Origin of the sequence: Labrys miyagiensis (assembly GCF_030160835.1) — a bacterium.
Lineage (GTDB): Bacteria > Pseudomonadota > Alphaproteobacteria > Rhizobiales > Labraceae > Labrys > Labrys miyagiensis.
Genome location: NZ_BSPC01000063.1, coordinates 187,338 through 213,012, shown reverse-complemented (window position 1 = coordinate 213,012; position 25,675 = coordinate 187,338). Strand labels below are relative to the sequence as shown.

At 64.1% G+C, this 25,675-nt stretch carries 20 protein-coding genes; 9 read left to right on the top strand and 11 right to left on the bottom strand.

Annotated features, from left to right (window positions below):
• Positions 1-414, bottom strand: a complete 414-nt coding sequence (locus QQL24_RS27670) for a hypothetical protein (RefSeq protein WP_284315526.1) — start codon at positions 412-414, stop codon at positions 1-3.
• A gap of 344 nt (positions 415-758) precedes the next feature.
• Here QQL24_RS27670 and QQL24_RS27665 point away from each other — a divergent pair, with 344 nt between their 5' ends.
• The 3 genes from QQL24_RS27665 to QQL24_RS27655 all read left to right on the top strand — a co-directional run bounded on the left by QQL24_RS27665 (position 759) and on the right by QQL24_RS27655 (position 5,171).
• Entirely contained in the window at positions 759-1,685 is a 927-nt protein-coding gene (locus QQL24_RS27665) for a glycine--tRNA ligase subunit alpha (protein ID WP_284315525.1), read from the top strand.
• A 75-nt stretch (positions 1,686-1,760) separates the two neighbouring features.
• Positions 1,761-3,866 carry a glycine--tRNA ligase subunit beta gene (gene glyS, locus QQL24_RS27660; RefSeq protein WP_284315524.1) on the top strand — a complete coding sequence of 702 codons (2,106 nt, stop codon included), beginning with the start codon at positions 1,761-1,763 and terminating at the stop codon, positions 3,864-3,866.
• Between the two features lie 393 nt (positions 3,867-4,259).
• Positions 4,260-5,171 carry a LysR family transcriptional regulator gene (locus QQL24_RS27655; protein WP_284315523.1) on the top strand — a complete coding sequence of 304 codons (912 nt, stop codon included), beginning with the start codon at positions 4,260-4,262 and terminating at the stop codon, positions 5,169-5,171.
• 63 nt (positions 5,172-5,234) lie between these two features.
• Here the strand turns inward: QQL24_RS27655 and acuI are convergent, their stop codons facing one another.
• Positions 5,235-6,221 carry an acrylyl-CoA reductase (NADPH) gene (gene acuI, locus QQL24_RS27650; protein WP_284315522.1) on the bottom strand — a complete coding sequence of 329 codons (987 nt, stop codon included), beginning with the start codon at positions 6,219-6,221 and terminating at the stop codon, positions 5,235-5,237.
• Positions 6,222-6,695: 474 nt separating this feature from the next.
• Between acuI and ppdK the strand changes: the two genes are divergently transcribed.
• Positions 6,696-9,362 (top strand): pyruvate, phosphate dikinase, encoded by a 2,667-nt coding sequence (ppdK, locus tag QQL24_RS27645; protein WP_284315521.1) that lies wholly within the window; start codon positions 6,696-6,698, stop codon positions 9,360-9,362.
• A 239-nt stretch (positions 9,363-9,601) separates the two neighbouring features.
• Here ppdK and QQL24_RS27640 read toward each other — a convergent pair whose 3' ends face one another.
• Both QQL24_RS27640 and QQL24_RS27635 read right to left on the bottom strand, forming a co-directional pair.
• Positions 9,602-9,856 carry a type II toxin-antitoxin system RelE/ParE family toxin gene (locus QQL24_RS27640; protein ID WP_284315520.1) on the bottom strand — a complete coding sequence of 85 codons (255 nt, stop codon included), beginning with the start codon at positions 9,854-9,856 and terminating at the stop codon, positions 9,602-9,604.
• A 1,124-nt stretch (positions 9,857-10,980) separates the two neighbouring features.
• Entirely contained in the window at positions 10,981-11,355 is a 375-nt protein-coding gene (locus QQL24_RS27635; RefSeq protein ID WP_284315519.1) for a YybH family protein, read from the bottom strand.
• 135 nt (positions 11,356-11,490) lie between these two features.
• On the opposite strand from QQL24_RS27635, the gene QQL24_RS27630 reads away from it, so the two are divergent.
• From QQL24_RS27630 to QQL24_RS27620, 3 genes are read left to right on the top strand one after another with little or no spacing between them, the layout of a single operon-like run.
• Entirely contained in the window at positions 11,491-12,099 is a 609-nt protein-coding gene (locus QQL24_RS27630) for a LemA family protein (protein WP_284315518.1), read from the top strand.
• A gap of 14 nt (positions 12,100-12,113) precedes the next feature.
• Positions 12,114-12,980, top strand: a complete 867-nt coding sequence (locus QQL24_RS27625; protein ID WP_284315517.1) for a TPM domain-containing protein — start codon at positions 12,114-12,116, stop codon at positions 12,978-12,980.
• Positions 12,980-13,678 (top strand): TPM domain-containing protein, encoded by a 699-nt coding sequence (locus tag QQL24_RS27620; RefSeq protein WP_284315516.1) that lies wholly within the window; start codon positions 12,980-12,982, stop codon positions 13,676-13,678. The genes QQL24_RS27625 and QQL24_RS27620 overlap by 1 nt, the downstream gene beginning before the upstream one ends.
• Positions 13,679-14,012: 334 nt before the next feature.
• Here the strand turns inward: QQL24_RS27620 and QQL24_RS27615 are convergent, their stop codons facing one another.
• The 4 genes from QQL24_RS27615 to QQL24_RS27600 form a co-directional block, all read right to left on the bottom strand.
• Positions 14,013-15,161, bottom strand: coding sequence for a Gfo/Idh/MocA family protein (locus tag QQL24_RS27615; RefSeq protein WP_284315515.1), 1,149 nt, complete (start codon positions 15,159-15,161; stop codon positions 14,013-14,015).
• Positions 15,162-15,413: 252 nt separating this feature from the next.
• The gene (locus QQL24_RS27610) at positions 15,414-16,244 is read right to left on the bottom strand and encodes a carbohydrate ABC transporter permease (protein WP_284315514.1); all 831 of its coding nucleotides are present in this window, start codon (positions 16,242-16,244) and stop codon (positions 15,414-15,416) included.
• Entirely contained in the window at positions 16,241-17,122 is an 882-nt protein-coding gene (locus QQL24_RS27605) for a carbohydrate ABC transporter permease (RefSeq protein WP_284315513.1), read from the bottom strand. Before QQL24_RS27605 ends, QQL24_RS27610 begins: the two co-directional genes overlap by 4 nt.
• Positions 17,123-17,383: 261 nt before the next feature.
• On the bottom strand, positions 17,384-18,733 hold the full coding sequence (locus QQL24_RS27600) for an extracellular solute-binding protein (protein WP_284315512.1): 1,350 nt from the start codon (positions 18,731-18,733) through the stop codon (positions 17,384-17,386).
• A gap of 352 nt (positions 18,734-19,085) precedes the next feature.
• On the opposite strand from QQL24_RS27600, the gene QQL24_RS27595 reads away from it, so the two are divergent.
• Both QQL24_RS27595 and zwf read left to right on the top strand, forming a co-directional pair.
• Entirely contained in the window at positions 19,086-19,682 is a 597-nt protein-coding gene (locus QQL24_RS27595) for a GNAT family N-acetyltransferase (protein WP_284315511.1), read from the top strand.
• Between the two features lie 152 nt (positions 19,683-19,834).
• Complete coding sequence (gene zwf / locus QQL24_RS27590; protein WP_284315510.1) at positions 19,835-21,211, top strand: glucose-6-phosphate dehydrogenase; 1,377 nt, start codon at positions 19,835-19,837, stop codon at positions 21,209-21,211.
• A 139-nt stretch (positions 21,212-21,350) separates the two neighbouring features.
• On the opposite strand, the gene QQL24_RS27585 is transcribed toward zwf, so the two are convergent.
• The 3 genes from QQL24_RS27585 to QQL24_RS27575 form a co-directional block, all read right to left on the bottom strand.
• The gene (locus QQL24_RS27585) at positions 21,351-22,778 is read right to left on the bottom strand and encodes an MFS transporter (RefSeq protein WP_284315509.1); all 1,428 of its coding nucleotides are present in this window, start codon (positions 22,776-22,778) and stop codon (positions 21,351-21,353) included.
• A gap of 210 nt (positions 22,779-22,988) precedes the next feature.
• Positions 22,989-24,155: a winged helix-turn-helix domain-containing protein gene (locus QQL24_RS27580; protein WP_431310766.1), complete on the bottom strand. Its 1,167-nt coding sequence runs from the start codon at positions 24,153-24,155 to the stop codon at positions 22,989-22,991.
• Between the two features lie 263 nt (positions 24,156-24,418).
• Positions 24,419-25,441, bottom strand: coding sequence for a zinc-dependent alcohol dehydrogenase family protein (locus tag QQL24_RS27575; protein WP_284315506.1), 1,023 nt, complete (start codon positions 25,439-25,441; stop codon positions 24,419-24,421).
• Positions 25,442-25,675 lie beyond the last annotated feature (234 nt).

Here is a 25,675-nt window from a genome sequence, read left to right as displayed (position 1 = left end):
TTAATCGAAGGTACGGATCACCCGGCAATTCTTCAGCATCGGCTGGGTGTGATCTTCGACGATCGAACCGTCATCGAGTTCGACTTTGCGCCAGTAGTAGCTGCAGTGGTCGAGGCCGGCCGGTTTGGCCCGGACGCGAACGGTCGGCACGCGCCGCGGCGGATCGTTGCAGGCGAGAGCTGCCAGGCAGGGCCTCACGAGGGCCAGGGGCACGGCACCAGGCATGCCGGCGCCGCTCCCGCCATCTCCGCCTCCACCGCCGCCCACGCCGGAAGAGCCGCTGGGACCGCTACGGCTGCTGGAACCACCCGTGCTGGTAGCGGCAGGCGCGGCGTAGGATGAGACGGAACTCGCCAGCGAACCGAGAATCAGCGCAGCCGTCAGGCCTGTCCGGAGAAGATAGTGCTTGAGCATGGTACTCTCCTAATCTTCATGGGTTGTCGGGATCGATCGGAACGGCGTGGCTAAAGGGATAGGGCCAGCAACTCCGGTTTTGACGCTTGACGATATTCCCCGACGGAAGATCATCTTCTTGTCCCGTTGTGCCATCCTCTCACAAGGGTGTGCCATCATCTGTGCAACCCAGCACAAGTCCGGCTCGGGCATGCGCAAGGGCTATCGGAGGCCGCGTGTTGCGCCGGCAACCGTTACATAAAAGGGTTCCCCCTGTTTCGATCTTGCTCTAAGGGTCTGGCGCGATTTTCCCGCCGGGCCTGACGCTGCGCGGCGATCCGACAAGAGCTGGTTCGAGAACTGACATGGCCGAAGCCCTGCCCCCGCATATGCGCCCGGAACGCTCCTTCCAGGGCCTGATCCTGACCCTGCAGCGCTATTGGGCCGACTATGGTTGCGTGGTCCTGCAGCCCTACGACATGGAAGTGGGCGCCGGCACCTTTCATCCCGCCACGACCCTGCGCTCGCTCGGGCCGAAGCATTGGAACGCGGCCTATGTGCAGCCTTCTCGCCGGCCCAAGGATGGGCGCTATGGCGAGAACCCGAACCGGCTGCAGCATTATTACCAGTTCCAGGTCATCCTGAAGCCCTCTCCACCGGACCTGCAGGAGCTCTATCTCGGTTCGCTCGCCGCTATTGGCGTCGATCCTTTGCTGCATGACATCCGCTTCGTCGAGGACGATTGGGAAAGCCCGACGCTCGGCGCCTGGGGCCTCGGCTGGGAGTGCTGGTGCGACGGCATGGAAGTCTCGCAGTTCACCTATTTCCAGCAGGTCGCCGGCCAGGAATGCAATCCGGTCTCGGGCGAGCTCACCTATGGCCTGGAACGCCTCGCCATGTATGTGCAGGGTGTCGAGAACGTCTACGATCTCAACTTCAACGGCCGCGAAGGCGCCGAGAAGGTGAGCTATGGCGATATCTTCCTGCAGGCGGAAGAGGAATATTCGCGCCATAATTTCGAGCACGCCGACATCGCCATGCTCAAGCAGCATTTCGTCGACGCCGAGAAGGAATGCCGCGCCTTGCTCGCGGCCGGCGACAAGGGCAACCGCCACGAGATGGCCCTGCCCGCCTATGACCAGTGCATCAAGGCCAGCCACCGCTTCAACCTGCTCGACGCTCGCGGCGCCATCTCGGTGACCGAGCGCCAGAGCTACATCCTGCGCGTGCGCGAGCTGGCCAAAGCCTGCGGCGAAGCCTGGGTCAAGACCGCAGCCGGCGGCGGAGGCTGAGGCGTGCAAGGAGGGCGCGACCCCACCCTCCCCACAGCAGCCACCCCATTCTCTCATTCGTTTCCCGACAGAGCCATGCCCGATCTCCTGCTCGAACTCTTCTCCGAAGAAATCCCTGCCCGCATGCAGGCAAAGGCGGCCGATGACCTCAAGAAGATGATCACGGACGCGCTTGTGGAGCGCGGCGTGGTCTATGAGGGCGCCTCGGCCTATGCCACGCCGCGCCGCCTGGCGCTGACCGTGCATGGCCTGCCGGCGCGCCAGCCCGACACGCGCGAGGAACGCAAGGGGCCGCGCGTCAGCGCGCCCGAGGGTGCTATCCAGGGCTTCCTGAAATCGGCCGGACTTGCCTCGCTCGACCAGGCCAGGATCGAGAGCGATCCCAAGAAGGGCGAGTTCTACGTCGCCGTGGTCGAAAAGCCCGGCCGTGTCCTGCCCGCTTTGATCGCCGAGATCGTGCCCGAGGTCATCAGGACCTTCCCCTGGCCGAAATCCATGCGCTGGGGCTCGGGCTCGCTGCGCTGGGTGCGGCCGCTCCATTCGATCATCTGCACCTTCGGCCCGGAGACCGAGGATCCCGAAGTGGTGCCGTTCGAGATCGAGGGCGTCAGTGTCGGCGACGTCACCAGGGGCCACCGCTTCCTTGCGCCCGGCGCGATCCGGGTGAAGCGCTTCGACGATTATGTCGCCAAGCTCGAAGCCGCCAAGGTGGTGCTCGATCCCGCCCGCCGCCGCGACATCATCCTGGCCGATGCCCGAAACCTCGCCTTCGCGCAGGGCCTCGAACTCGTCGAGGACGACACCGTGCTGCACGAGGCAGCCGGGCTGGTGGAATGGCCGGTGGTGCTGATGGGCTCCTTCGACGAGAGCTTCCTCGCCGTACCGGACGAAGCCATCCAGGCCACCATCCGCGCCAACCAGAAATGCTTCGTGGTGCGCGATCCCAAGACGGGGCGCCTTGCCAACCGCTTCATCCTGATCGCCAATATCGAGGCCAGGGATGGCGGTGCCGCCATCGTCGGCGGCAATGAGCGGGTCATCCGCGCCCGCCTGTCGGATGCCAAATTCTTCTGGGAGACCGACCAGAAGCCCCTGCCGGGCTATGAGGATCAGGGCAAGCCGCTCGACCAGCGCCTCGCCAAGATCATCGCGTCCAACGTGGTCTTCCACGCCAAGCTGGGCACGCAGGGCGAACGCATTGAACGCATCGCCAAACTAGCCGAGGCGATCGCGCCCGTTGTCGGCGCCGATCCGGTGAAGGCCGCCCGGGCTGCCCAGCTTGCCAAGGCGGACCTCGCCTCCGAAATGGTGGGCGAGTTCCCGGAATTGCAGGGTCTGATGGGCCGCTATTATGCCACCGCCCAGGGCGAGGATCCCGCCATAGCAGCGGCCGTCGAGGACCACTGGCGCCCGAAGGGCGTCAATGACGCCGTGCCCAGCGATCCCGTCGCCGTCGCAGTCGCCCTCGCCGACAAGCTCGACACCCTGATCGGCTTCTGGTCGATCGATGAGAAGCCCACCGGCACCAAGGATCCCTTCGCCCTGCGCCGCGCGGCGCTCGGGGTGATCCGCATCATCCTCGACAACGGGCTGCGCCTGCCGCTGCTTGCCACCATCGCCAGGGCGTCCTTCGCCAGCACCGACAGGGTCGCCGGCAATCTGCTCGACTTCTTTGCCGACCGCCTGAAGGTGCAGTTGCGCGATCAGGGCGCCCGCCACGATCTCGTCGACGCCGTGTTCTCGCTGGGCGGCCAGGACGATCTCCTCATGGTGGTGCGACGCGTCGAGGCGCTCGGGCGTTTCCTCGGCACGGACGACGGCAAGGCGTTGCTGGCCGGCACCAAGCGCGCGGCCAACATCCTGCGCATCGAGGAGAAGAAGGACGGCGCTGGCGCCTATGCCGGCGGCGCCGATACCGGCTTGCTGACCGAGGCCGAGGAAAAGGCTCTCTACGCCGCCCTGCAATCGGCCAAGCAATCGGCCGCGGCGGCGGTCGCCGCCGAGGATTACGAGCGCGCCATGACCGCGCTTGCGCAGTTGCGCCAACCTGTCGATGCCTTCTTCGACAAGATCCTCGTCAATGCCGAAGATGCAAGACTTCGCCTTAATCGCCTCAAGCTTCTCGAGGAGATCCGGACGGCAACACGCAGCGTCGCGGACTTCTCCCGGATCGAGGGATAAAGCGTCACGCTTGCCAATACATCCGTGTTGGCAAGCGTGAGGCGCTGCAACGAAGCAGATTCCGGGAAAGTGTCCAGCAGTTTTCCGACAAGAATCTGCGACAAAACAAAGAACTAAGCGGACGAAGCATTGGCCCGCCAACGAAAGACTGCTGAGCGGTTTTTTGTCTCCCCGCCAAACCCGATCCATAGTCCATAACAGTTTCTAGACCCTCGATAGCCCTTTTGGATTTTCGACCTAGCCCGAAGGTATGATGGCGGACGTCAATTTCCGGGTTGTCCCGGCACCGGGAGTTGGCTAATTGATGCAACGTGATCTTGCGTTGTTGCATACTAGCGCCAGCAACTGCGGTCATGCAGCCAAGCTGGATCGCTTTTTGTCAGGGTCTCCGGAATGACCGTTTCTGAATCCGCAGTGCTGCGGCCCTCAACCAACTGGGACGATTATCGGTATGTTCGTGCCGTTGCGGAGACGAAGTCCCTGGTCGGGGCGGCGGAGGCTCTTGGCGTCAATCACTCTACGGTGTTTCGACGTATCAATGCCGTAGAGGAAATGCTCGGCGCCCGCCTGTTCGAGCGGGGACGCAGCGGCTATTCGCTCACAGCTGCCGGTGAGGAAATGGTCGCCCTCGCCGTCCGCATGGCCGACGATATCAATGGTTTCGAGCGGCGCATCGCCGGACGCGACGTCAAGCCATCGGGTGAACTGCGCGTAACCACCAACGACAGCATCATGGCACACCTGATGATGCCGGTATTTTCGAGCTTCCTCAATGCCTGTCCGGATATCCGGCTCGACATTGTCGTCTCCAACTCGCCGCTCAATTTGTCCAAGCGCGATGCGGATGTGGCGATCCGCGCCACATCCTCCCCTCCGGACACGCTGGTCGGCCGGCGCGTCTGCACCATTGGCTGGGCCATCTACGGGCCGAAGCGGCTCAAGGGCGCCGATCTCAGCGACCTCCTCGCCGAATCGTGGATCGGCACGGGCGAAAGCCTCTCCAACATCCCGCCCGCGCGCTGGATCGAGCGGGAAGTCCCGACAGAGCGCATCATCATGCGCATCAACACCATCCTGGGCGTGGCCGAGGCGCTGCGCGCCGGCATGGGCGTCGGCCTGCTGCCCTGCTTCATCGGTGACACCATCGGCCTGACGCGTCTTTCCGAGACGATGCCGGATATCGGCGCCGGCATCTGGCTGCTGACCCATCCCGACCTCAAGCAGTCAGCCCGGGTGCGCGCTTTCATGGATCACACCTGGGACGCGCTGACCAAGCTGCGCCCGGTGCTCGAAGGAACGGCGTAGGCTGCCTGGGAGCGCGGACATCGCGACATGCCTGCATGTCGCTGTGATGTCCGCGCTCCCGGGCTACCCGATCTCCACCACCACCCGGCCGCGCACCTTGCCGTCCAGGATATACCCCGCCTTGTCCTTCACATCGTCGAAAGGGATCGCCGTCGTCATGGCGTCCAGCTTGTCGCGATCGAGCTCGTTGGCGATGCGGCGCCAGGCTTCCTTGCGCACCACGGCCGGGCAGTGCACCGAATCAATGCCGAGCAGCGAAACGCCGCGCAGGATGAAAGGCATCACGCTGGACGGCAGGTCGGCGCCGCCGGCCAGACCACAGGCGGCGACAGCACCGCCATATTTGATCTGGGAGATGACATTGGCGAGGGTGAGCGAACCCACAGTGTCGACGGCGCCGGCGAAGCGCTCCTTGCCGAGCGGCCGCGGCGGCCCCGTCAGTTCGGCGCGATCGATCACCTCCGAAGCGCCGAGGTTCTTGAGGTAATCGGCTTCCTCGGGCCGTCCCGTCGAGGCGACTACCGTGTAGCCGGCGCGGGCCAGCAGGGCGATGGCCGTGGAGCCGACGCCGCCTGCCGCGCCAGTCACCAGCACGGGGCCACGCGCAGGGGTGATCGAATGAGCCTCCAGCGCCATCAGGCTGAGCATGGCGGTATAGCCGGCGGTGCCCACGGCCATCGCCTGTGCATGGGTCATGCCATAGGGCACGCGCACCAGCCAGTCGCCACTGACCTTGGCGCGCTCGGCATAGCCGCCGTGATGCGTCTCCCCGCAGCCCCAGCCATTGAGGATGACGTGGTCGCCCGGATCCCAGTCCTTGTGGGACGTGGCGATCACCTCCCCGGCGAAATCCACGCCCGGGATCATTGGAAAGCGCCGCACGACGGGACCCTTGCCGGTGATGGCCAGCCCATCCTTGTAATTGATGGTGGAGTGCGTGATGCGGACGGTGACATCGCCGTCCATCAGATCGCGCTCATCGAAATCGGCGAAGTTGCAGGAATAGCCGGTATCGGGCTTGGTGACGACGAGGGCCTTGAAAGTCGACATACGAACTCCTGCAAATCCAGCATGTGCGTTTTCGGGGCGGAAAGCCCGGAAGGCAAGGAGAATCTGGGAACGCGGACGTCTTCCTGGGAGCGCGGACGTCCTACGACACTCAAGTGAGTGTCGGACGATCCGCTCTTGAAACGGTGCGACTGCCCGCAAAGGGGTGGCCGACATGCAAGGTCTGGCCCGAAAACGGCGGGGCCCTTTCATAGGGGGACTCGTTTCATCTTCGCGCGGTACCGCTTCAAGAGCGGATCGTCCGACACTCACTTGAGTGTCGTAGGACGTCCGCGCTCCCAGGGTTCCTCCGACAAAAGCGCTACAAATCTCTGATTACATTCAGAGATATTTTGTTATCGCGACAAAACCCCCAAATATACCAATGAGGAATTGAATTTAGCGCCCAGCTGTGAAAAGCCTGCCCCACCAAAAAGAACCGGAAAACCGGTCTCGTCGAAATCATGAGGAAGTATGATGACGAAGTGGGTGTACGGGTTCGGCGACGGCAAGGCCGAAGGCGAACAGGGCATGAAGAACCTGTTGGGTGGCAAGGGCGCCAACCTGGCCGAGATGTCGAATATCGGCTTGCCGGTGCCGCCGGGCTTTACCGTCACCACCGAGGTTTGCACCTATTACTACGCCAATGGCCGCTCCTATCCGCCGGAGCTGCAGGGCCAGGTGGAAACGGCGCTCGCCGAGATCGGCCGCATCACCGGCAAGACCTTCGGCGATGCCGCCAATCCCCTGCTCGTCTCCGTGCGCTCGGGCGCCCGCGCCTCGATGCCGGGCATGATGGATACCGTGCTCAATCTCGGCCTCAACGACACCACGGTGGCGGCCGTGGCCGCGGCCTCGAAGAACGAGCGTTTCGCCTGGGACAGCTACCGGCGTTTCATCACCATGTTCTCGGACGTGGTGCTGGGCGTCGACCACAGCCATTTCGAGGAGATCCTCGACACCTACAAGGAGCGCAAGGGCTATGTGCTCGATACCGACCTCCAGGCGCCGGACTGGAAGACGCTGGTCGGCCAATACAAGGGCCTGGTGAAGGAAGAACTCGGCACGCCCTTCCCCGAGGATCCGCACGAGCAGCTCTGGGGCGCCGTCGGCGCCGTGTTCTCCTCCTGGATGAACGCCCGCGCCATCACCTATCGCACCCTGCACGCCATTCCCGAGCAATGGGGCACGGCGGTGAATGTGCAGGCCATGGTGTTCGGCAATCGCGGCGATACGTCCGCCACCGGCGTTGCCTTCACGCGCAACCCCTCCACCGGCGAGCATGCGCTCTATGGCGAGTTCCTGATCAACGCCCAGGGCGAGGACGTCGTTGCCGGCATCCGCACGCCGCAGCCGATCTCCAAGGCTGCCGCGGCCGCTTCGAGCTCGACCAAGCCCTCGATGGAGGAGGCGATGCCCGCGGCCTTCCAGGAGTTCGTCGGCATCACCAGGACGCTCGAACAGCACTACCGCGACATGCAGGACATCGAGTTCACGGTCGAGGACAACAAGCTGTGGATGCTGCAGACCCGTTCGGGCAAGCGCACCGGCAAGGCCTCGCTGCGCATCGCGGTGGAGATGGTCAAGGAAGGCCTGATCAGCAAGGAAGAGGCGATCGCCCGCATCGATCCCGCATCCCTCGACCAGCTGCTGCACCCCACCATCGACCCGAAGGCCGAGCGCATCGAGATCGCGCGCGGCCTGCCTGCCTCCCCCGGTGCGGCCTCGGGTGAGATCGTCTTCTCCTCGGAGGAGGCGGAAGCCGGCAAGGCCGCCGGCAGGAGCGTGATCCTGGTGCGCCAGGAGACTAGCCCCGAGGACATCAAGGGCATGCTGGCGGCGTCCGGCATCCTCACCCGGCTCGGCGGCATGACCTCGCACGCTGCCGTGGTGGCGCGCGGCTGGGGCAAGCCCTGCGTTTCCGGCGCCGGCAACATCCGCGTCGACAATGCCACGGGCACGCTGATCGCGGGTGGCAAGACTTTCAGGAAGGGCGACATCATCACCATCGACGGTTCGACCGGCCAGGTGCTGGCCGGCAAGATCGCCATGGTGCAGCCCGAGCTTTCCGGCGAATTCGCCGACCTGATGGTCTGGGCCGACGGCGTGCGACGCATGAAGGTGCGCACCAATGCCGAAACGCCGGCCGATGCCCGCCAGGCCCGCACCTTCGGCGCCGAGGGCATCGGCCTGTGCCGTACCGAGCACATGTTCTTCGACGAGGGCCGCATCGTCGCCATGCGCGAGATGATCCTGGCCGATGACGAGAAGGGCCGTAGAGCCGCGCTCGCCAAGCTGCTGCCGATGCAGCGCGAGGATTTCCGCCAGCTCTTCGAGATCATGTCGGGCCTGCCGGTGACCATCCGCCTGCTCGACCCGCCGCTGCACGAGTTCCTGCCGCATACGGAGGACGAGATCGCCGAAGTCGCGGCGTCGATCGGGGTTTCGCCGGCCAAGCTCAAGGCCCGCGCCCAGGAACTGCACGAATTCAATCCGATGCTCGGCTTCCGCGGCTGCCGCCTGGCCGTCGCCTTCCCCGAGATCGCCGAGATGCAGGCGCGCGCCATCTTCGAGGCTGCGGTGGAAGCCGCTGCCTCCACCGGCAAGCCGGTGACGCCGGAAGTGATGGTGCCGCTGGTGGCGACACGGGCCGAGCTCGACATCGTCAAGTCCCATATCGATGCGATGGCGCAGGCAGTGGAGAAGGAGCGCGGCGTCAAGCTGGTCTACCAGGTCGGCACCATGATCGAGCTGCCGCGCGCCGCCATCCGCGCCGGCGAGATCGCCGAGAGCGCCGAATTCTTCTCCTTCGGCACCAACGACCTCACCCAGACCACCATCGGCATCTCGCGCGACGATGCCGCCTCCTTCCTCGGCACCTATGTGCAGAAGGGCATCTTCGCCATCGACCCCTTCGTCTCCATCGACCAGGAAGGCGTCGGCGCGCTGGTGGAGATCGGCGCCGAACGCGGTCGCAAGCAGCGCCCCGGCCTCAAGCTCGGCATCTGCGGCGAGCATGGCGGCGACCCCGCTTCGATCGCCTTCTGCGAGAAGACCGGGCTCGACTATGTCTCCTGCTCGCCCTTCCGCGTGCCGATCGCGAGGCTGGCGGCGGCGCAGGCGGCATTGGCGGGACGCGGATAGGCATTGGAACTCGGCCCCACGCCCGCCTCGCGGGACGGTGCTAATCGAGCTCGGGATAGAAAATAAAATCCTGAGCCAGACGCACTCGTAAAAGTCGTTCGCAAAAATGATACTTCTGCAATGAACTTTTGCGACAGAAAAGGCGCTGAGATTTCAGTGGCTTGCATGGCTGTCGCGGATATTCTGCAGATCGTGTGTAGACCCTGCGAATCTGTCCAATTTTTGCGACACCTCGCCCTTCAAATGTGGCGCCCGACATCCATCCTTTGATGGAGTATGCGGATCACGACTGTCTCTGCATCAAACTGTCGATAATAGATGAAGTGAGACCCCACGCCATATTTCAGATAGCCAGGACGTATGGCCTCATCCGCCGGCAAATCGTCCTTCCCCCGCCGTGGTGACGGCAAGCGTGCCGGCCATGCCTGGTAGTTGGAGCCGCAATAGGCGAGCCCCGTCCCGGCGTCACTTGCGACCAGATCAATCGACAACATGCCGCGCGACCTCCTCCGACTGCGAGGCACGCCGTTGGTCACAAGCACAGAAAAAGAACGGATATTGACTTCCGTTCGCTCCCATGCTTTATTCCCTAACGGAATGAGGCGTCAGCAGCCGGCGCAGGTACAACCCGGCTCCGAACGCTTCCATCCACCCCGACAGCCAATCCAAGCGGTGGGCGCACGGCGGTCCTGCTTCTTTCGAAGCCGGCCTCCAGGGGTGACGAGCGGGACAGACGGGATCGGCACCCCATGGAAGTGCCCTGTGATCCCTGGACGGAGCGTGACGGGCTTGAGCCCGGCAACGCCTTTCGTCCCATCTCCCGCCGATGCGGTGAAGACGGCTCATGCCACTGTCCGGCCAGGACTGCAGCGCTGAGCCCCTTGACCGAGCCGGCTGGTCAGGTTCGGATGGTCCGTGCCATCCGCTCCCGGCTCGCCTCCGCCTTGCTGAAGGCGGAAAAACAGGTGGCCCTGCGCGCCTTGTCAGCGTACCAGGCAGCCGGAACGGGGCGATGGCGGCCTGCACTGACAGTGCGGCCTGCATCTTCCATGATCTTGCTTTCACGGCTGCTCCGCAGCCGCCATCGCCCGGTCTCTTCATCAACCCAGCCGGAAAGGGCGTGGGAACGAGAGCGTTTGGGAATTGCGGTAAGAATGCATCTACACGCTCGGGCGAGACGGGCGGTCTCCAGGGAAGGCGCAACGCCTGCGCCCCCTCGCCCCGTTTTTACGGGGAGAGGTAAGGTGAGGGGCTGCGCGACGCCAGCAAAACTATTTCTTTAGTGCAATTCCAAGTTATGGACCTAGGGTGCATTGTTACTTCTCAATATTGCGAGCTTCAATGCGCCTATTCCGAAGGTCATCGCAGCCCCTTACCTTACCTCTCCTCGTAAAAACGGGGCGAGCTGACTTCGGCGTCGTGCCTTATTCTCAACCGTTACATCTCGCTCGGCCGTCGTTCCATCCCGTTCCGGGATGTGTGAATCCGATATCCGCGATCGGGGAAGGATTCCTGGCCCCTCACTCGATATGCCCAAATCCGTGCAAGCCATGGAGATGAACAGGGAGGCGTGCAGCGCCGGCTCCGCCCCGGCAATTCAAGCTGCAATAGTAACGCCTCACATCACCAGATTGGCGTCGCGCATCAGGCGCCAGCGCCCATCGTCGCCCTTGCGCAGGATGGTGAGCGTGTGGCCGGATCGGTGCATCGCCTCGCCATCGGGCGGCGTCACGGTGATTTCGAGGCGGTTGCGCAGCCAGGCGCGATTACCCAGCACCTCGACTTCCAGGACTTCCGCGTGACCCTCCACCCGCATCTGCTTGTTCGCTTCAGCGGCTTCCCTAAAGGCAGATTTGCCGAAGGGCGCGTGGCCGGGAACCATGAAGATGACATCGTCCGTCATCAGGTCGAGCACCGTTGCAACGTCACCCTTTTTGCTCGCCGACATCCAGAGATCGACGACATCGCGGATGGCTTTTTCGTCCGCCGTCATGATTTTGTTTCCTTCATCTGACTGCAATACCCCTCATCCTATTGTGGAATCGCCCAATGCGCTCTTTGTTCGCTGCAGGTGGCTCAATATATGTGGGGCGGAGCCGGCTGGGGCCGGCGGAACGGGATGAGGGATATGTCGGGCATTCTCCGTATTCTGGCGATCATCGCCTTCGTGGTCGTGGCCGGCGGCCTGGTGGTGAGCTGCGGCATCAACACCATCCCCACCGATGAGGAAAAGGCCAAGGCAGCCTGGAGCGAGGTGCAGAACCAGTATCAGCGCCGCGCCGATCTCGTTCCCAATCTGGTGGAGACGGTGAAGGGCTATGCCAAGCAGGAAGAGAAGGTGCTGACGGAGGTGGTGGAGGCCCGCGCCAAGGCCACCAGCATCAAGATCGACGCCAGCACCATCACGGATCCGGAGAAGTTCAAGCAGTTCCAGGACGCCCAGCAAGGCCTGGCCGGCGCGCTCGGCCGCCTGATCTCGGTGAGCGAGGCCTATCCGGACCTCAAGTCGAACCAGAACTTCATGGCACTGCAGTCCCAGCTCGAAGGCACCGAAAACCGCATCGCCGTGGCTCGCCGCGACTATATCGAGGCCGTGCGCGTCTATAATACGGACCTGCGCACCTTCCCGCAGAGCATCTACAAGTCGATGTTCTACAGCGATTCCAAGCCGATGGAGACCTTTACGACCACGCCGGAGAACCAGGCGCCGCCCAAGGTGAACTTCAACAACAATTAAGGCGGTAAGGGTTGATGATAGGGCGCGCACCTCATGGTGTGCCGGTCTTCAGACCGGCATCTTTTCGGCACGGCTGGCGGGTTCATGCCGGTCTGAAGACCGGTACACCGATTTGTGTCGCCCTCGCCCTCGCCTTCCTCCTCCTCGCCTCCCCCGCCTGCGCCCTCACCTTCCCGCCTCTGACCAGCCGGGTGGTCGACCAGGCGAACATCATCCCGGCGGCCGAGCGTGCGAGCCTCGAGCAGACGCTGCAGGCGCTGGAACAGAAATCAAGCGACCAGCTCGTCGTGGCGACTCTGTCCAGCCTCCAGGGCACCGACATCGCCGATTACGGCTACCAGCTCGGCCGCGCCTGGGGCATCGGCCAGGGCAAACTCAACAATGGCGTGCTGCTGATCGTGGCCCCGAACGAACGCAAGGTGCGCATCGAGGTCGGCTACGGGCTCGAAGGCACGCTCACCGACGCGCTCTCCAGCGTGATCATCCAGCAGGCCATCCTGCCGAAGTTCAAGGCCGGCGACATGGCGGGCGGCATCCAGGCCGGCGTCGCCGCTATCCAGGATACGCTGCTCAACGATGAGAGCGAGTGGAAGCAGCGTGCCCGCGACGGCGCCCAGCAGCAGGACCAGGGCATCGACCCGCAGACGATCTTCATCATCATCTTCTTCATTTTCGTGATCTTCATCATCGTCTCGGGCTGGATCAACAATGCGCGCGGCCGCCCGGGCGCCATGCGGCGCGGCGGCTCCGGCCCGATCTTCATTCCGACCTCGGGCTGGGGCGGCGGCTCGAGCGGGGGTGGAGGCGGTGGCGGCGGCGGGGGTGGCTTTTCGGGCGGCGGCGGTTCCTTCGGCGGCGGCGGATCGAGCGGGAGCTGGTGATGGCGCGCTTGCTGACCCAAGAGGACCATGACCGCGTCGCGGCCGCGATCACGGCAGCCGAGGCCAGAACATCGGGCGAGATTTACTGCATCGTCGCCCATTCGGTGGCGACCTATCGCTGGATCCCGGTGACGCTTGCGGCCGTGGCCGTGCTGCTTACACCGCTCGCCGTGAGCCTGTTCGCGCCGGACCTGCATCGCTGGCCGCTACTCGGCACAGACTGGACCAGCGGCAACCTCACCGCGGCGGATGCCGACGCCGCCGTGAAGACCGGCCTGCGGGCGCTCAGTCTCCTGCAGATCGCCGTCTTCGTCATCGTCGCGGCGCTGAGCTGGCCGCATGCGGTGCGCCTCAGGCTCGCGCCGCCGCCCATGCGCCGGCACAAGGTGCTGCACACCGCACGCAGCCAGTTCCTGGCGCAGGGCCTGCAGCAGACCAGGGACCGCACCGGCCTGATGCTGTTCATCGCCATGGCCGAACGCCAGGCCGTACTGATCGCGGATCAGGGCATCGACTCCAGGGTGGAACAGTCGGTCTGGGACGACACCGTCGTCCAGTTGACCAAGGCCGCCGGCGCCGGGCAGATCGTGGACGGGCTGGTGACGGCGATCGGCCGGTGCGGCGATATCCTGGCGCAGCATTTCCCGCCGGAGAGCCAGCCGCTGAACCAGCTGCCGAACAGGGTGGTGGAGCTGTAGGCGGCGGCTGGGCGAGATGAGGCGCCCTAGAACAAGACGCTACGGTTGCGCCCCCTCCCCCCGTTTACGGGGAGAGGATAGAGGTGAGGGGCTGCGCAGGCTTTTCAGGATAATCATCATGCAGGAGAACGGCCTCTCAAGTTCTTCACGCGAGCAAACTGCTATTGATGAGCTATCTGTCCTTATCTATTTGATAGGATGTAAGAATCCATATCTTGCGAGCGTCACGCCGCCCCTCACCTCTATCCTCTCTCCGTAAGAACGGGGCGAGGGGGCACAATTGGCTCGCCCTATTCTCAATCGCATCATCTCGCCCGACCGTCTCTGCTCTCCCTCACCCCGCCAGCGCGTCGTCGAACCGTTTCCACGTATCGGAGAGGTCGAGCACCGCCCTCGCGTCCCGCGCTTCGTCGATCTTGATCGCCGTCAGCCCGGCCGCCAGCGCATCCACCACCGAGACGGGCAGCGGCAGGCCTTCCGTCAGGTGCTTGCCGATATCGCTAGCCATCTGCTCGTCGGCGCCGTAGTGGGCCGAGAGCTCGGTCACTTCGTAGCTTCGGTCGACCAGCTTCTGAGACGTCCGTGCATCATGCACGCGGAAATAGTTGCGCACGAAGTCGCCCTCGGCCATGCCCTTGGAACCAATCACGCAGAAGCGGCGGAACTGGTCGGGCACGTTGAGATTGGTGTGGAAGTTCATGGCGACGCCGTTCTCGAATTCGATCATCGCCACCTGGTAGTCGATGATATCGGCATCGGAATCGAAGACCTTGTCCGTGCTCATCCAGCCGCTCGGCTTGCGGTGATAGACCTCCATGTCGTTGATGCCCTGGGTTTCCGGCGCGTTGTGCGGCAGGAAGGTTTTTCGCCCGCCGAAGCTCGCCACGCGTGCCGGCCGGGCGCCGACGATGCCCTGGTAGAGATCGATGTCGTGGCAGCATTTCTCCAGGATGAAGCCGCCGGAATAGCGCTGGTAGCGCCGCCAGTCGCGCATGAAGAAGGCGCCATGATAGGGCGCGAGATGTTCGGAGGCCTCGATCGAGACGATGTCGCCGAGCACGCCGTCCGCCTTGGCCTTGACGAGGTCGCGGTAGAGCGAGGCGTAGCGCAGCACCAGGCCCACCATCACGCTGTCAGGCCCATGCAGGCGCAGGAGCTCCAGGAGCTCGAAGGTGTCCTCCTGCGAGGTCACCACCGGCTTTTCAGTGAACACCTTCAGGCCATGCGCCAGCCCCTCGCGGATATGGCCGAGATGCATGGCGTTGGGCGAGCCGACCATGAGGAGATCGAGCTTCTCGCTGCGCAGCATGGTCTCCAGCGTGTCATAGGCATGGCCGGCGGCCACGCTGTGCTCGCGCAAATAGCCGAGCCCCGCCGGCGCCTGGTCGACATAGCCGACAACCGTGAAGCCGGGAACCATCAGGGTGAAGATGCGGGCGAGGTATCCCATGCGATAACCGAGCCCGATAATGCCGACTTTCATGGCTGAAATCCTTTGTGGTGCAATATTTTATATAGTTCTGAAAGGTGGCGCAGCCCCTCACCTCTATCCTCTCCCCGTAAGAACGGGGCGAGGGGGCGCAATCGGTGCATTTCATTCTCAAGCGCCTCATCTCGCCCAGCCGGTCGGGCGAGATGAGACCTCTCAAGTAAGCCCCGACTTCGAAGGCCCCTCGCCCCTTACGGGGAGAGGATAGAGGTGAGGGGCAGCACAAACCTCTCCGACCAAACCCCCTCACTTCACCGCCCCCGCCGTCAGGCCCGCGATGAAATTGCGCTGGAAGATCATGTAGACCACGATGATCGGCGCGATGATGAACACGGCGCCGGCGGTTAGCACCGGGATGTCGATCAGATATTTGCCCTGGAAGAACAGCATGCCGATCGGAAGCGTGCGCGCGGCGTCGTTGTTGACCAGGATCAGCGGGATCAGGAATTCGTTCCAGGTCCAGATGAACAGGAACAGCGCCAGCGTCGAGATCGCCGGCTTCATCAGCGGCAGCAGTACGAAGCGCAGCACCTGCAGGCGGGTGGCGCCGTCTATGATCGCCGCCTGCGTGAGTTCCTTGGGCACCTGCTGCATGGCGCTCGCCATGAAGAGCGTGGCAAAGGGGATGGACATGCCTGTCTGCGGCAGGATCAGCGCCCAGTAGGTGTTGAGCAGGCCGAGCCAGTGGAACTCGTAGAACAGCGGGATGATGAAGGCTTCGGTCGGCACCATCATGCCGATGGTCAGCATGATGAACATGGTGCGCTTGAAGGGCAGAGTCAGGAAGGCGAAGGCAAAGCCCGAGAAAATGCCGAGTATGATGCTGGCGACCACCACCGGGATCACCACCACCACCGAATTGACGAAATAGGCGCTGAAATGCCCGTCGACCCAGGCGGTGGCGAAATTCTCGAAATGCGGCCTGTCCGGCATTACGAAGGCGCCGGCCAGGAGATCCTTCTGGCTCTTGAGCGAAGTGAGGACCAGCAGCGCGAAGGGCGACACGGCGAGGATGGCGAACAGCCAGAGCAGCGCGCGCAGTGGCAGCAAGGAGGGTCCGATACGCTCCTCGCTCATTGCCCGCCCTGCCTGTGCGCGGGCATGAAGCGATGGATGGCGCCGTTGACCAGGAAGATCAGGATCGCCCCGATCACCGCCACCGCCGAGGCATAGCCGTAGCGCCCGAGATCGAAGCCGAGTTGGTACATATAGAGGTTCGGTACCAAAGTGGAGTTGGCCGGCCCGCCGCGCGTCATGGTGAAGATGAGGTCGAAGCTCTTGATCGAGGCGATGATGGTGAGGAGCAGCACGATGCGCACCTCCGGCAGCAGCGAGGGCACGCTGATATAGCGGAAGGACTGCACGGGCGTGGCCCCGTCCACCTTGGCGGCGTCGTAGAGCGAGGGCTCGATGCGCTGCAGGCCTGACATGAAGATCGCCATGCAGAAGCCGGCATAATACCAGGTGGCGACCATGCCCACCGCCGGCAGCGCGAAGGCGAAGCTGCCGAGCCAGGGCAACGCGATCGCCTTCAGGCCGACGGCCTTCAGCGCCTGGTTGAGGGGCCCGAAGGCGGGATTGTAGAGCCAGCGCCAGATGATGCCGAGCACGGCGGTGGGCATCACATAGGGCATGAAATAGAGCGTGCGCAGCGCCAGTTGCTCGGTGGTGCGGATCGAGGTGACGACCACCGCCAGAATGAGCCCGATGACCAGGGGCAGCGCGACATAGAAGGCAAGCAGGACCAAATTGTTCCACAGCGCCGTGTAGAAAACGGGGTCGGCGAACAGGGTCGTGTAGTTCTTCAGGCCGACGAAGATCGGCGCGCTGATGCCGTCCCACTGCGTGAAGCCGAGGCCGATGGAACTCAGGATCGGCAGCAGCACGAAGGCGGCGTAGACGGCCAACGACGGCAGCACGTAGAGCAGGTTACGGAATTTGGAGGCATCGAGCATCGGGCCGGGGGCTTACCTGTTTGGAAGGGCGCGACTCGCCTCCCCCACGAAGCTGGGGGAGGTGGCATTGCGAAGCAATGACGGAGGGGATGTGGCCCGCTAGCGGACAGATAACAGGATAAGGCTCGGATCCATCGAGAGAGACTGAACCCTCTCCTTGTGGGTCGAGCCCGTCGGGCCACACCCCCTCCGACCTCACTACGTTCGGCCACCTCCCCCAGCTTCGTGGGGGAGGCTCGTGCCGCGCCCTTCCCTAAAATCTCACCCCTTCTTCAAGCTCGCCATATAGTCCTGGTAATCCTTGTCGACCGCCGAGATGAAATCGGCCGGCGTCATGTCCTTCGCCAGCACCCGGGCAAGATTGTCCGACAGCGTCTTCAGCATGGTCGGGCTTGCCCAGTCCGGATAATGGCCCAGCGCGTTGGCGGCATTCACGCCGTCCCATACCTTCAGGGTTTCCCCGAGCAGCGGCGGCACCTTGACCTGGTCGGGATGCTCCAGCGCCACGGCCGGCAGGTAGCCGGCGCCGGCCCAGGCGGAGGCGGCTTCGTCCGAGACCATGTAGTTCATATATTCGCCGGCGAGGTCCTGCGTGGCCTTGTCCTTGGCGAGCGCCGTGATCGCCCAGGCGAGGTCGATGCCGCCCACCACCAGGCCGTTCTTCACGCCTGATGGAGGCGGCACGGCCATGAAGTGGATGTCAGGGTTCTGCTGCAGGTCGCCGAGGCGCCAGGTGCCGGTGAGCAGGAAGGCGCCCTGCCCGCCTGCATAGAGCTGGGCGGCATCGTCGTCCGAGATACCCTGGTAGCCATCGTTGAAGGCCCCGCCGGTGGCCCAATCCTGCACCTGCTTGACGGCCGCGAGGTTGTAGGGCGTGTTCCACGAGCCGCCGCGGCCATAGATGATGTCGTCGAGGGGCTTGCGGTCACCCGCCGCGATCATCGCCTGCGACACCGCGGCGAACATGTGCAGCGCCATATGGCCCTTGACCGTGCCCATCATGAAGGCCGGCGCGCCCTTGGCCTTCACCGCGTCGACATCCTTGACGAGATCCTCGAAGGTCGCGGGCGGGGTATCGATGCCGGCATCCTTCAGGTTCTTCGCATTGTAGTAGAGGCCCACCATCTCGCCGAGGCCGGAGATGCCATAGGTCGGGCCGACGCCGAACTCGCCCTTGTCGGACCAGCGGTCGCGCGCCAGCACGCCGTCAGACTGCTTCTTGTCCCAGCCATATTTGGTGATGTACTCGTCTACCGGCAGCAGCAGTTTCTGCTTGACCATCGCGCCCATTTCCTGGGCGCCCTGGTTGGCCTTGGTAAGGACGGGGCCGTCGCCGGACGAAAGCGTCAGCTTCAGCGTCATGGCAAGGTCGTCGAAGGTGCGGCCGGTGCGGTTGATCTTCACGCCGGGATGGGCAGCTTCGAACTTCTGGTCGAGGGCCTGGATCACCGTGGTCTGCGAGGGCAGCGTATAGTCGTCCCAGACGGTCAGGCTTTGCGCCCCGGCGCCCGCGATTGAAGCGCCCCAAGCGAGGGCCGCGCCCGCCAGCGGGACCACGAAACTGCGCAATAGAATGGATTTTGCTTTACACGACGTCCCAGTCCGCAACATCGGATCCTCCCTGCGTTGCGAGTCACGGACGCTGACCGCCAACTCGATGCGGCAGCGCCTCCCCTCATCGTCGGCGCTACCATCGAGCCGATTGCCCGGCTTGGCAAGGTGCTTTTATGGGCGAGTGAAACCGATTTCTTGCACAAAAGGATGACGCAGCGTAATTTGTGATCGCTTGACGGGGGATTTTCATCATTTTGCGCAAGAAGCCGAGTGTCGAGCTCACCATATCGGCTCTGCCGATGTGATTATGGAGGTCGACACTCCGCCTCCGCCCATGCCCGCGCCAGCCATTGCCCGCCGAACAGGCAGAAGCTAGGCTCGCCCCAGCCCCGAGTCCCGAGGATCCCCCGTGCCCGACTACGCCATCCGCCGCGCCACGCCCGAAGACCGTGACGCCATCTATGAGATCTGCCTCAAGACGGCCGACAACGGCTCGGACGGCAGCCACCTCTACTCCGATCCCCGCCTGCCAGGCTTCATCTGGGCCGTGCCCTACCAGGTACTCGAGCCCGATTACGCCTTTGTGATCGACGACGGCGCGGGCGCCATGGGCTACATCGTCGCCGCTCCGGACACGGCCGCCTTCCACGCCAGGCTCGAACGCGAATGGTGGCCCGGCGTGCGCCGGGAGATCGCCGATCTCAAGCCGACCAGGCCCAACGACGAGCGCGCCATCCGCCTGATTCAGCATCCCGAGGGCAAGGACCCGGCCATGCTTGCCGGCTATCCCGCCCACCTCCACATCAATCTCCTACCCCCGCTTCAGCGCGGCGGCTGGGGCCGGAAGCTGATCGAGACACTGCTGGTGGGGCTGAGGGCGAAGGGCGTGCGGGGGCTGCATCTGGGCGTGAGCGCGGGCAATACGAAGGTGCTGGGGTTTTATGAGAAGGTCGGCTTCAAGGAGATCGCGCGGCCGGCGAGCATTTATATGGGAATGAGACTTTGACGCGGTCCGGGCCAGCGCGTCCACCCCCTTACCCGAGCGGCATGTGACTCACTGATAAATTCACGGCAACCCACATTGCCTACTTCTCCTGGCAGGCTTCTGGCTTTACGAACAAGGCCGGGCTCGCGGCAAACTTACCAGGAAGGCAGACCATGGCTCCTCCCCATTCGGACGCCCTCGTTCTTTTCGGCGCCACCGGCGATCTTGCCTATAAGCAGATCTTTCCCGCGCTGTATTCGATGGTCCGGCGCGGCGTGCTGACCACGCCGGTGGTCGGCGTTGCCTTCGATCCCTGGGATGTCGAGAAGCTGAGGGCCCGGGTGCATGAGAGCACGCGGAAATTCTACGGCGACAAGTTCGACGAAGGCGTGTTCGGCAAGCTCTCGGCGCTGATCAATTATGTCAGCGGCGACTATCGCAGCCCCGACACCTTCGCCAAGCTGAAGGCGGCGCTGGGGAGGGCCACCCGCCCCCTGCATTATCTCGCCATCCCGCCCAGCATGTTCGAGACGGTGGCCCAGGGGCTGAAGAATGCGGGCTGCTCGGAGAATGCCCGCCTGATGGTGGAAAAGCCCTTCGGCCATGACGAGGCTTCGGCCAAGGAGCTCAACGCCGTCCTGCACAAATATTTCGACGAGAGCGCCATCTTCCGCATCGACCATTATGTCGGCAAGGAAGCCGTGCAGAACCTGCTCTATTTCCGCTTCGCCAACGCCTTTCTCGAGCCGATCTGGAACCGCAACTATATCGAGAGCGTGCAGATCACCATGGCCGAGGATTTCGGTGTGCAGGGCCGCGGCAAGTTCTACGACGAGGTCGGCACCATCCGCGACGTGATCCAGAACCACCTCGTCAACGTGATGATCATGATGGCGATGGAGCCGACGGCCGGCAGGCTGGAGGACGACCTGATCGAAGAGAAGGTGAAGATCTTCAAGGCGATCCGTACCCTCCAGCCGCAGGACGTGGTGCGCGGCCAGTTCGTCGGCTACCTCAACGAGCCGGGCGTAGCGCCGACCTCCACGGTGGAGACCTTCGCCGCCGTGCGCCTGTTCATCGATAGCTGGCGCTGGGAGGGCGTGCCCTTCTATATCCGCGCCGGCAAGTGCCTGCCCGTGCGCAGCACCGAAGTGGTGGTGCGCATGAAGAAGCCGCCGCACGACGTCTTCGGCGAAAGGCTGCAAGGCCCCTCCAACGAACTGCGTTTCCGCCTGAACCCGCAGATCTGCATCGGCCTGAGCTCGCGCATCAAGGCGCCTGGCGAGCAGCTGACCGGCGAGCCGGTCGAACTGGTCGCCGTCGACGACAGCACCAACGATTTGCAGCCTTATGAGCGCCTGATCGGCGATGCCATGGCGGGCGACAACGCGCTGTTCACCCGCCAGGACGCCAGCGAGATCGCCTGGCGCATCTTCGATCCGGTGATCGGCAATGTCGTGCCGGTGTCGCCCTATCAGCCGGGCGCCTGGGGCCCGCCGACGATGGCCGGCTTCGAGCCGCCGCTCGGGTGGGTGGATCCGAAGGTGTAGCTGGGAGCGCGGACGTCCCTACGACACTCGAGAGAGTGTCGGACGATCCGCCTCTTTCCTTTCCCACAAGCGGCGTCGTTTCCAAGAGCGGACGAGACGTCCGCGCACCCGGGAAGATTTCTCCGCTTGTTGCCGCGGCTCAGCGCGAAATCGCCTCCAAGGCGAGATTGCGCGTCTTCGGCCCCATCAGGCCGATGGCGAGCGCCACCACCAGCATGGCTGCTGCGATAAAGACGAAAACACCCGTCACGCCCGAATATTGCAGCACGAAGGCGATGATGAAGCTGGTGAAGATGGCCGAGAAGCGGCTCCAGGAATAGACGAAGCCGGCCGCCCGCGCCCGGATGCCGGTTGGGAACAGCTCCTGCTGATAGGCGTGGAAGGTGTAGGACATGATGTTGTTGGCGATCGTCAGGCAGGCGCCGAGCACGATGATGGCCGCCGGCGCCGTCACCTGGCTGAAGGCGAGGCCCGCCACGATGATCACGAAAGCGATGACCACCAGCACGCTCTTGCGCTCGTAGCGGTCGGCGAAGAGGAAGCCGAGCAACGGTCCCACTGGCGAGGCCAGCGCGATGATGGCGGTGTAGAACAGGCTCGACGTCGTGGTAATGCCCTGCTTGATCAGCAGCGTCGGCACCCAGTTGAGGAAACCGTAGAAGCTCACCGTCTGGCAGATATTGAAGATGATCATCATGATGGTGCGGTCGAGCAGTGGCGGCTCCCACATCTGCGTCCAGCGGTTCTGCTGCTGCACGAGCTCTGGCGCGGCCGGCTCCGGCAGCGGCGCACCATGCTCGGCCGTCACGCGCAGCTCGAGGTCGCTCATGATGGCGTCGGCCTCGCGCAGGCGCCCCTGCTGCGCCAGCCAGCGCGGGCTTTCCGGCAGGCCGAGGCGGATCCACCAGATGAAGATGGCGCTGCTCGCGCCGATCAGCACCACCCAGCGCCAGCCGTCGAGACCGAAGGGCGCGCTAGGCACCAGGAAATAGGCGAGGAACGCCGCAACCGGCACGGCGGTGAAGCCGACGGCCTGGCAGCAGGCGAAGGCGCGCCCGCGCACATGGCGCGGCACCAGCTCGGAGAGATAGGTGCCGATCACAATCATCTCGACGCCGAGCCCAAGGCCCGAGATGAAGCGCCAGAGGTTCAGCCCCAGGGCGGTGTCCTGGAAGGCCATGACGATGTTGGCAGCCGTATACCAGAGCAGCGACACGGTGAAGACGCTGCGCCGGCCGAAGCGGTCTGCGAGGAAACCGCAGGCGATGGTGCCGATGAACAGGCCCGCGAACAAGGCCGCCACAAAGCTCGCCACGCCATTGTTGCCGAACAGGCCTGGGGTGGTCGGCGTGAGGATCCCGGCCTTCACCAGTCCCGGCGCGATATTGCCGGTGTAGAGCAGGTCGTAAAGCTCGAAGAAGAAGCCGAGGCTGAGCAGCACGATCAGCTTCCACACCGTATAGGTCTGCGGCAGGCGGTCGAGCCGGGCAGCGATGGCGCCGGCGGCAAGCGCGTTGTCGAACGGGGTGGAGACGGCGCGGGGCGCGCTGATCGTGGCTTGAGGCATGGGACGGGACGTTTCCTGGGCTCGCCGGCTGCGGGCGGTTGAGTCTTTCCAGCAGAAGAAGGGAATGGGGGCAAGCACGCAGGGGTTGTGCTGCTGGGAGCGCGTGTCCGGGTGCACGGGCATCCTGCCCGTTCTTTCCTTGTCATAGAGCGCGTTGCTTCCAGGAACGGGCAAGATGCCCGTGCACCCGGAGGATGCCCGCGCTCCCGGCTACTCCAGCTGAAACGCCTCGAACCGCCCCAGCGCTTCCTCAATCACCGCCTTGTGCCGCGCTTCGCCCCCCTGCCCGACCCAACTCCATTGCTGGATCATGAGCTTGCGGCCCGACCGATCCGTCTTGAGATCGATGGCGGCGACGACCTCCTCGCCCGCCAGCACCGGCAGGGCAAAATAGCCGAAAACCCGTTTTTCCTTCGGCACATAGGCTTCAAACCTATGATCATAGTCGAAGAAGAATTTCAGCCTCTTGCGCTGGATTACCAAGGGATCGAAGGGCGAGAGGATATGCACCAGCTCGGCCGGCGGCGCCGACACCGCCTCCAGCGCTTCGGGACGGGCCCAATGCTCGACCTTACCGGCCTCCTCGACATCGACGGCGAGGATTTCCTTCTTGCGCATGCGCGCCTCGATGCGCTCGCGCACCGCGCCCTTGAGGCTGGGCACGAGATGGCAGATCGAATCCAGCGTGACGATGCCCTGGGAGCGCAGGGCTCGGTCGATTAGGTAGTCCAGCCCCTGCCGTTCCGTCGCAGGCTTGGGCTTGAGCGCAGGATCGGCATCCCAGCCGAAATGGCGCTCCATCAGCTCATAGGTCTTGAGCATGCCCTCGCGCGCCGAGACCGCCAGCACGCCAGTGTAGAAGGCCAGTTGCAGCGCCCGCTTGGAGGGCTTGCGGCTCGCCCAGGGGTGCTCCTTCTCCACCAGCACGTCGTCGTCGATGTCGCGGATGGTGAGCGGCCCATCCTTGCGGATGAGCGTGAGCACCTTGCGCATCTCGGCCTTGGTCACGCCCTCGAACCATTTGTCCGGCCGCTCGTGATAACGCTTCATCTGCGGCAGGAAGAAACGCAGATCCGCCGTCGGAATATAGGACAGCGCATGCGTCCAATATTCGAAGACGGATCTGTCGCCGCTTTGCGCCTGCGTGAGATGCGCCCGCCTGTAGCCGGGAATGCGCGTCCACAGGATGTGGTGGTGGCTGCGCTCGATGACGTTGATGGTGTCGATCTGCACATAGCCCAGATGCGCCACCGCAGCCGGCGTCGCCTCCGCGCTGTCCCCGAAGGGTGCAAGCGTATCGAGCCGCTGGGCGTGGAGCAGGACGCGGCGGGCCTGAGCCTTGGTGAGGAAGGGGGACTTGCGGGGCATTGAGGGCAGAATCAGATGTGAGAACGAAACGAGACCATTATGCAGGGCGAAGGAAAGAAATGTCGAGCGAAGCGCGACGCAAAGCCTCCCCCACGAAGCTGGGGGAGGTCGCACGACAAAGTCGTGACGGAGGGGGTGTGGCCAGGAAAAAGCGTATCAAACACAAACCTGGAACGGCGCTTCCCGCACCCTATTCTGACCACACCCCCTCCGAGCCGACTTCGTCGGCCCACCTCCCCCAGCTTTGTGGGGAAGGCTTTAGCGTACCCACCTCACGCCGCCACATACATCACCTTCACCTCACCCGGCCCAGCAGGCCTGGCGATGATAGCAGGCACTTCGTCGAGGCCCACTTCGCGCGAGATCAGTCTGTCGAGCTCGATCGCCCCTGAACTCACCAGATCCGCCGCGCGCTTATGGGTGAAGGGGTTGATGAAGGAGCCGAACACTTTCAGCTCGCGGAACAGGATATCGAAGGGCTCCACCGGCACGCTGACGCCCTGCGGCATCACGCCGAGGATGATCACGCTGCCGCCGGGCCTTGCGAGCTGGAAGCTCTGCTTGACGGTCTCTGCGACCCCCGCGCATTCGATCACCACATCGGCGCCGCCTGGCAGCAGCCCGTCCGGCCCGGTGACCTCCGTGATGAGATCACCGGCCGAGGGATCGATGCCGTCTGTGGCGCCGATCTCCTTCGCCAGCTTTCGCTTGGCGGCCTGGCGAGTGGAGAGCACCACCCGCGCCGCCCCGGCGAGCCGGGCAAGCTGTACCACCAGCAGGCCGATCACGCCGCCGCCGAGCACCACGACGGACGAGCCTGGCCGGATCGCCGCAAGGTCGACGCCATGCAGGCAGCAGGCCAGCGGCTCGCAGAAGGCGCCATGCGTCGCCTTGAGGGCCAAAGGCAGCTCATAGGCCTGCTTCTGCGGCACCCGCACATACTCCGCAAGGGCCCCGTCACGATGTATGCCGATGGCGCGCAGATTGCGGCAGAGATTGATGCGCCCGGCCTGGCACTGCGCACAGCGCCCGCAGACGATGTTGGGATCGCCGGTGATTCGCATGCCGGCGCGAAAGCCTTCCACCTCACCGCCGATATCCTCGACGATGCCGCAGAACTCATGTCCGAGGGTGACGGGCGGTTTCGAGGGGAACTCGCCGAGGAAGAGATGGCGGTCCGTGCCGCAGATGCCGGAGGCCTCCACACGCACCAGCAACTCATCCGGCCCTGGCTTGGGCCTGGCGACCTTGCGCAGATGCAGCGCTCCCACGGCTTCGAGACGAACGGACTTCATGGCTGCCTCCCGGTTCTGCTTTGGCGCCATGGTCCACGGGGAGGAAGGCGTTGGCAAGGGGGAGGAGGGAGTGGCGAAAACAGGTGTGCCCCGCCGCCAGCTCTTCGGACCCGGCTCTTTCTTAGGCGCTCGCGGTTCTCTGGTTTGCCGCGACAAGCGCGGCAATGACAGGAAGTCGAGGTTCCGCCGATTCTCGAGCCAGGTATCGACAGCCATTCGGCATGCCGGGTGCTT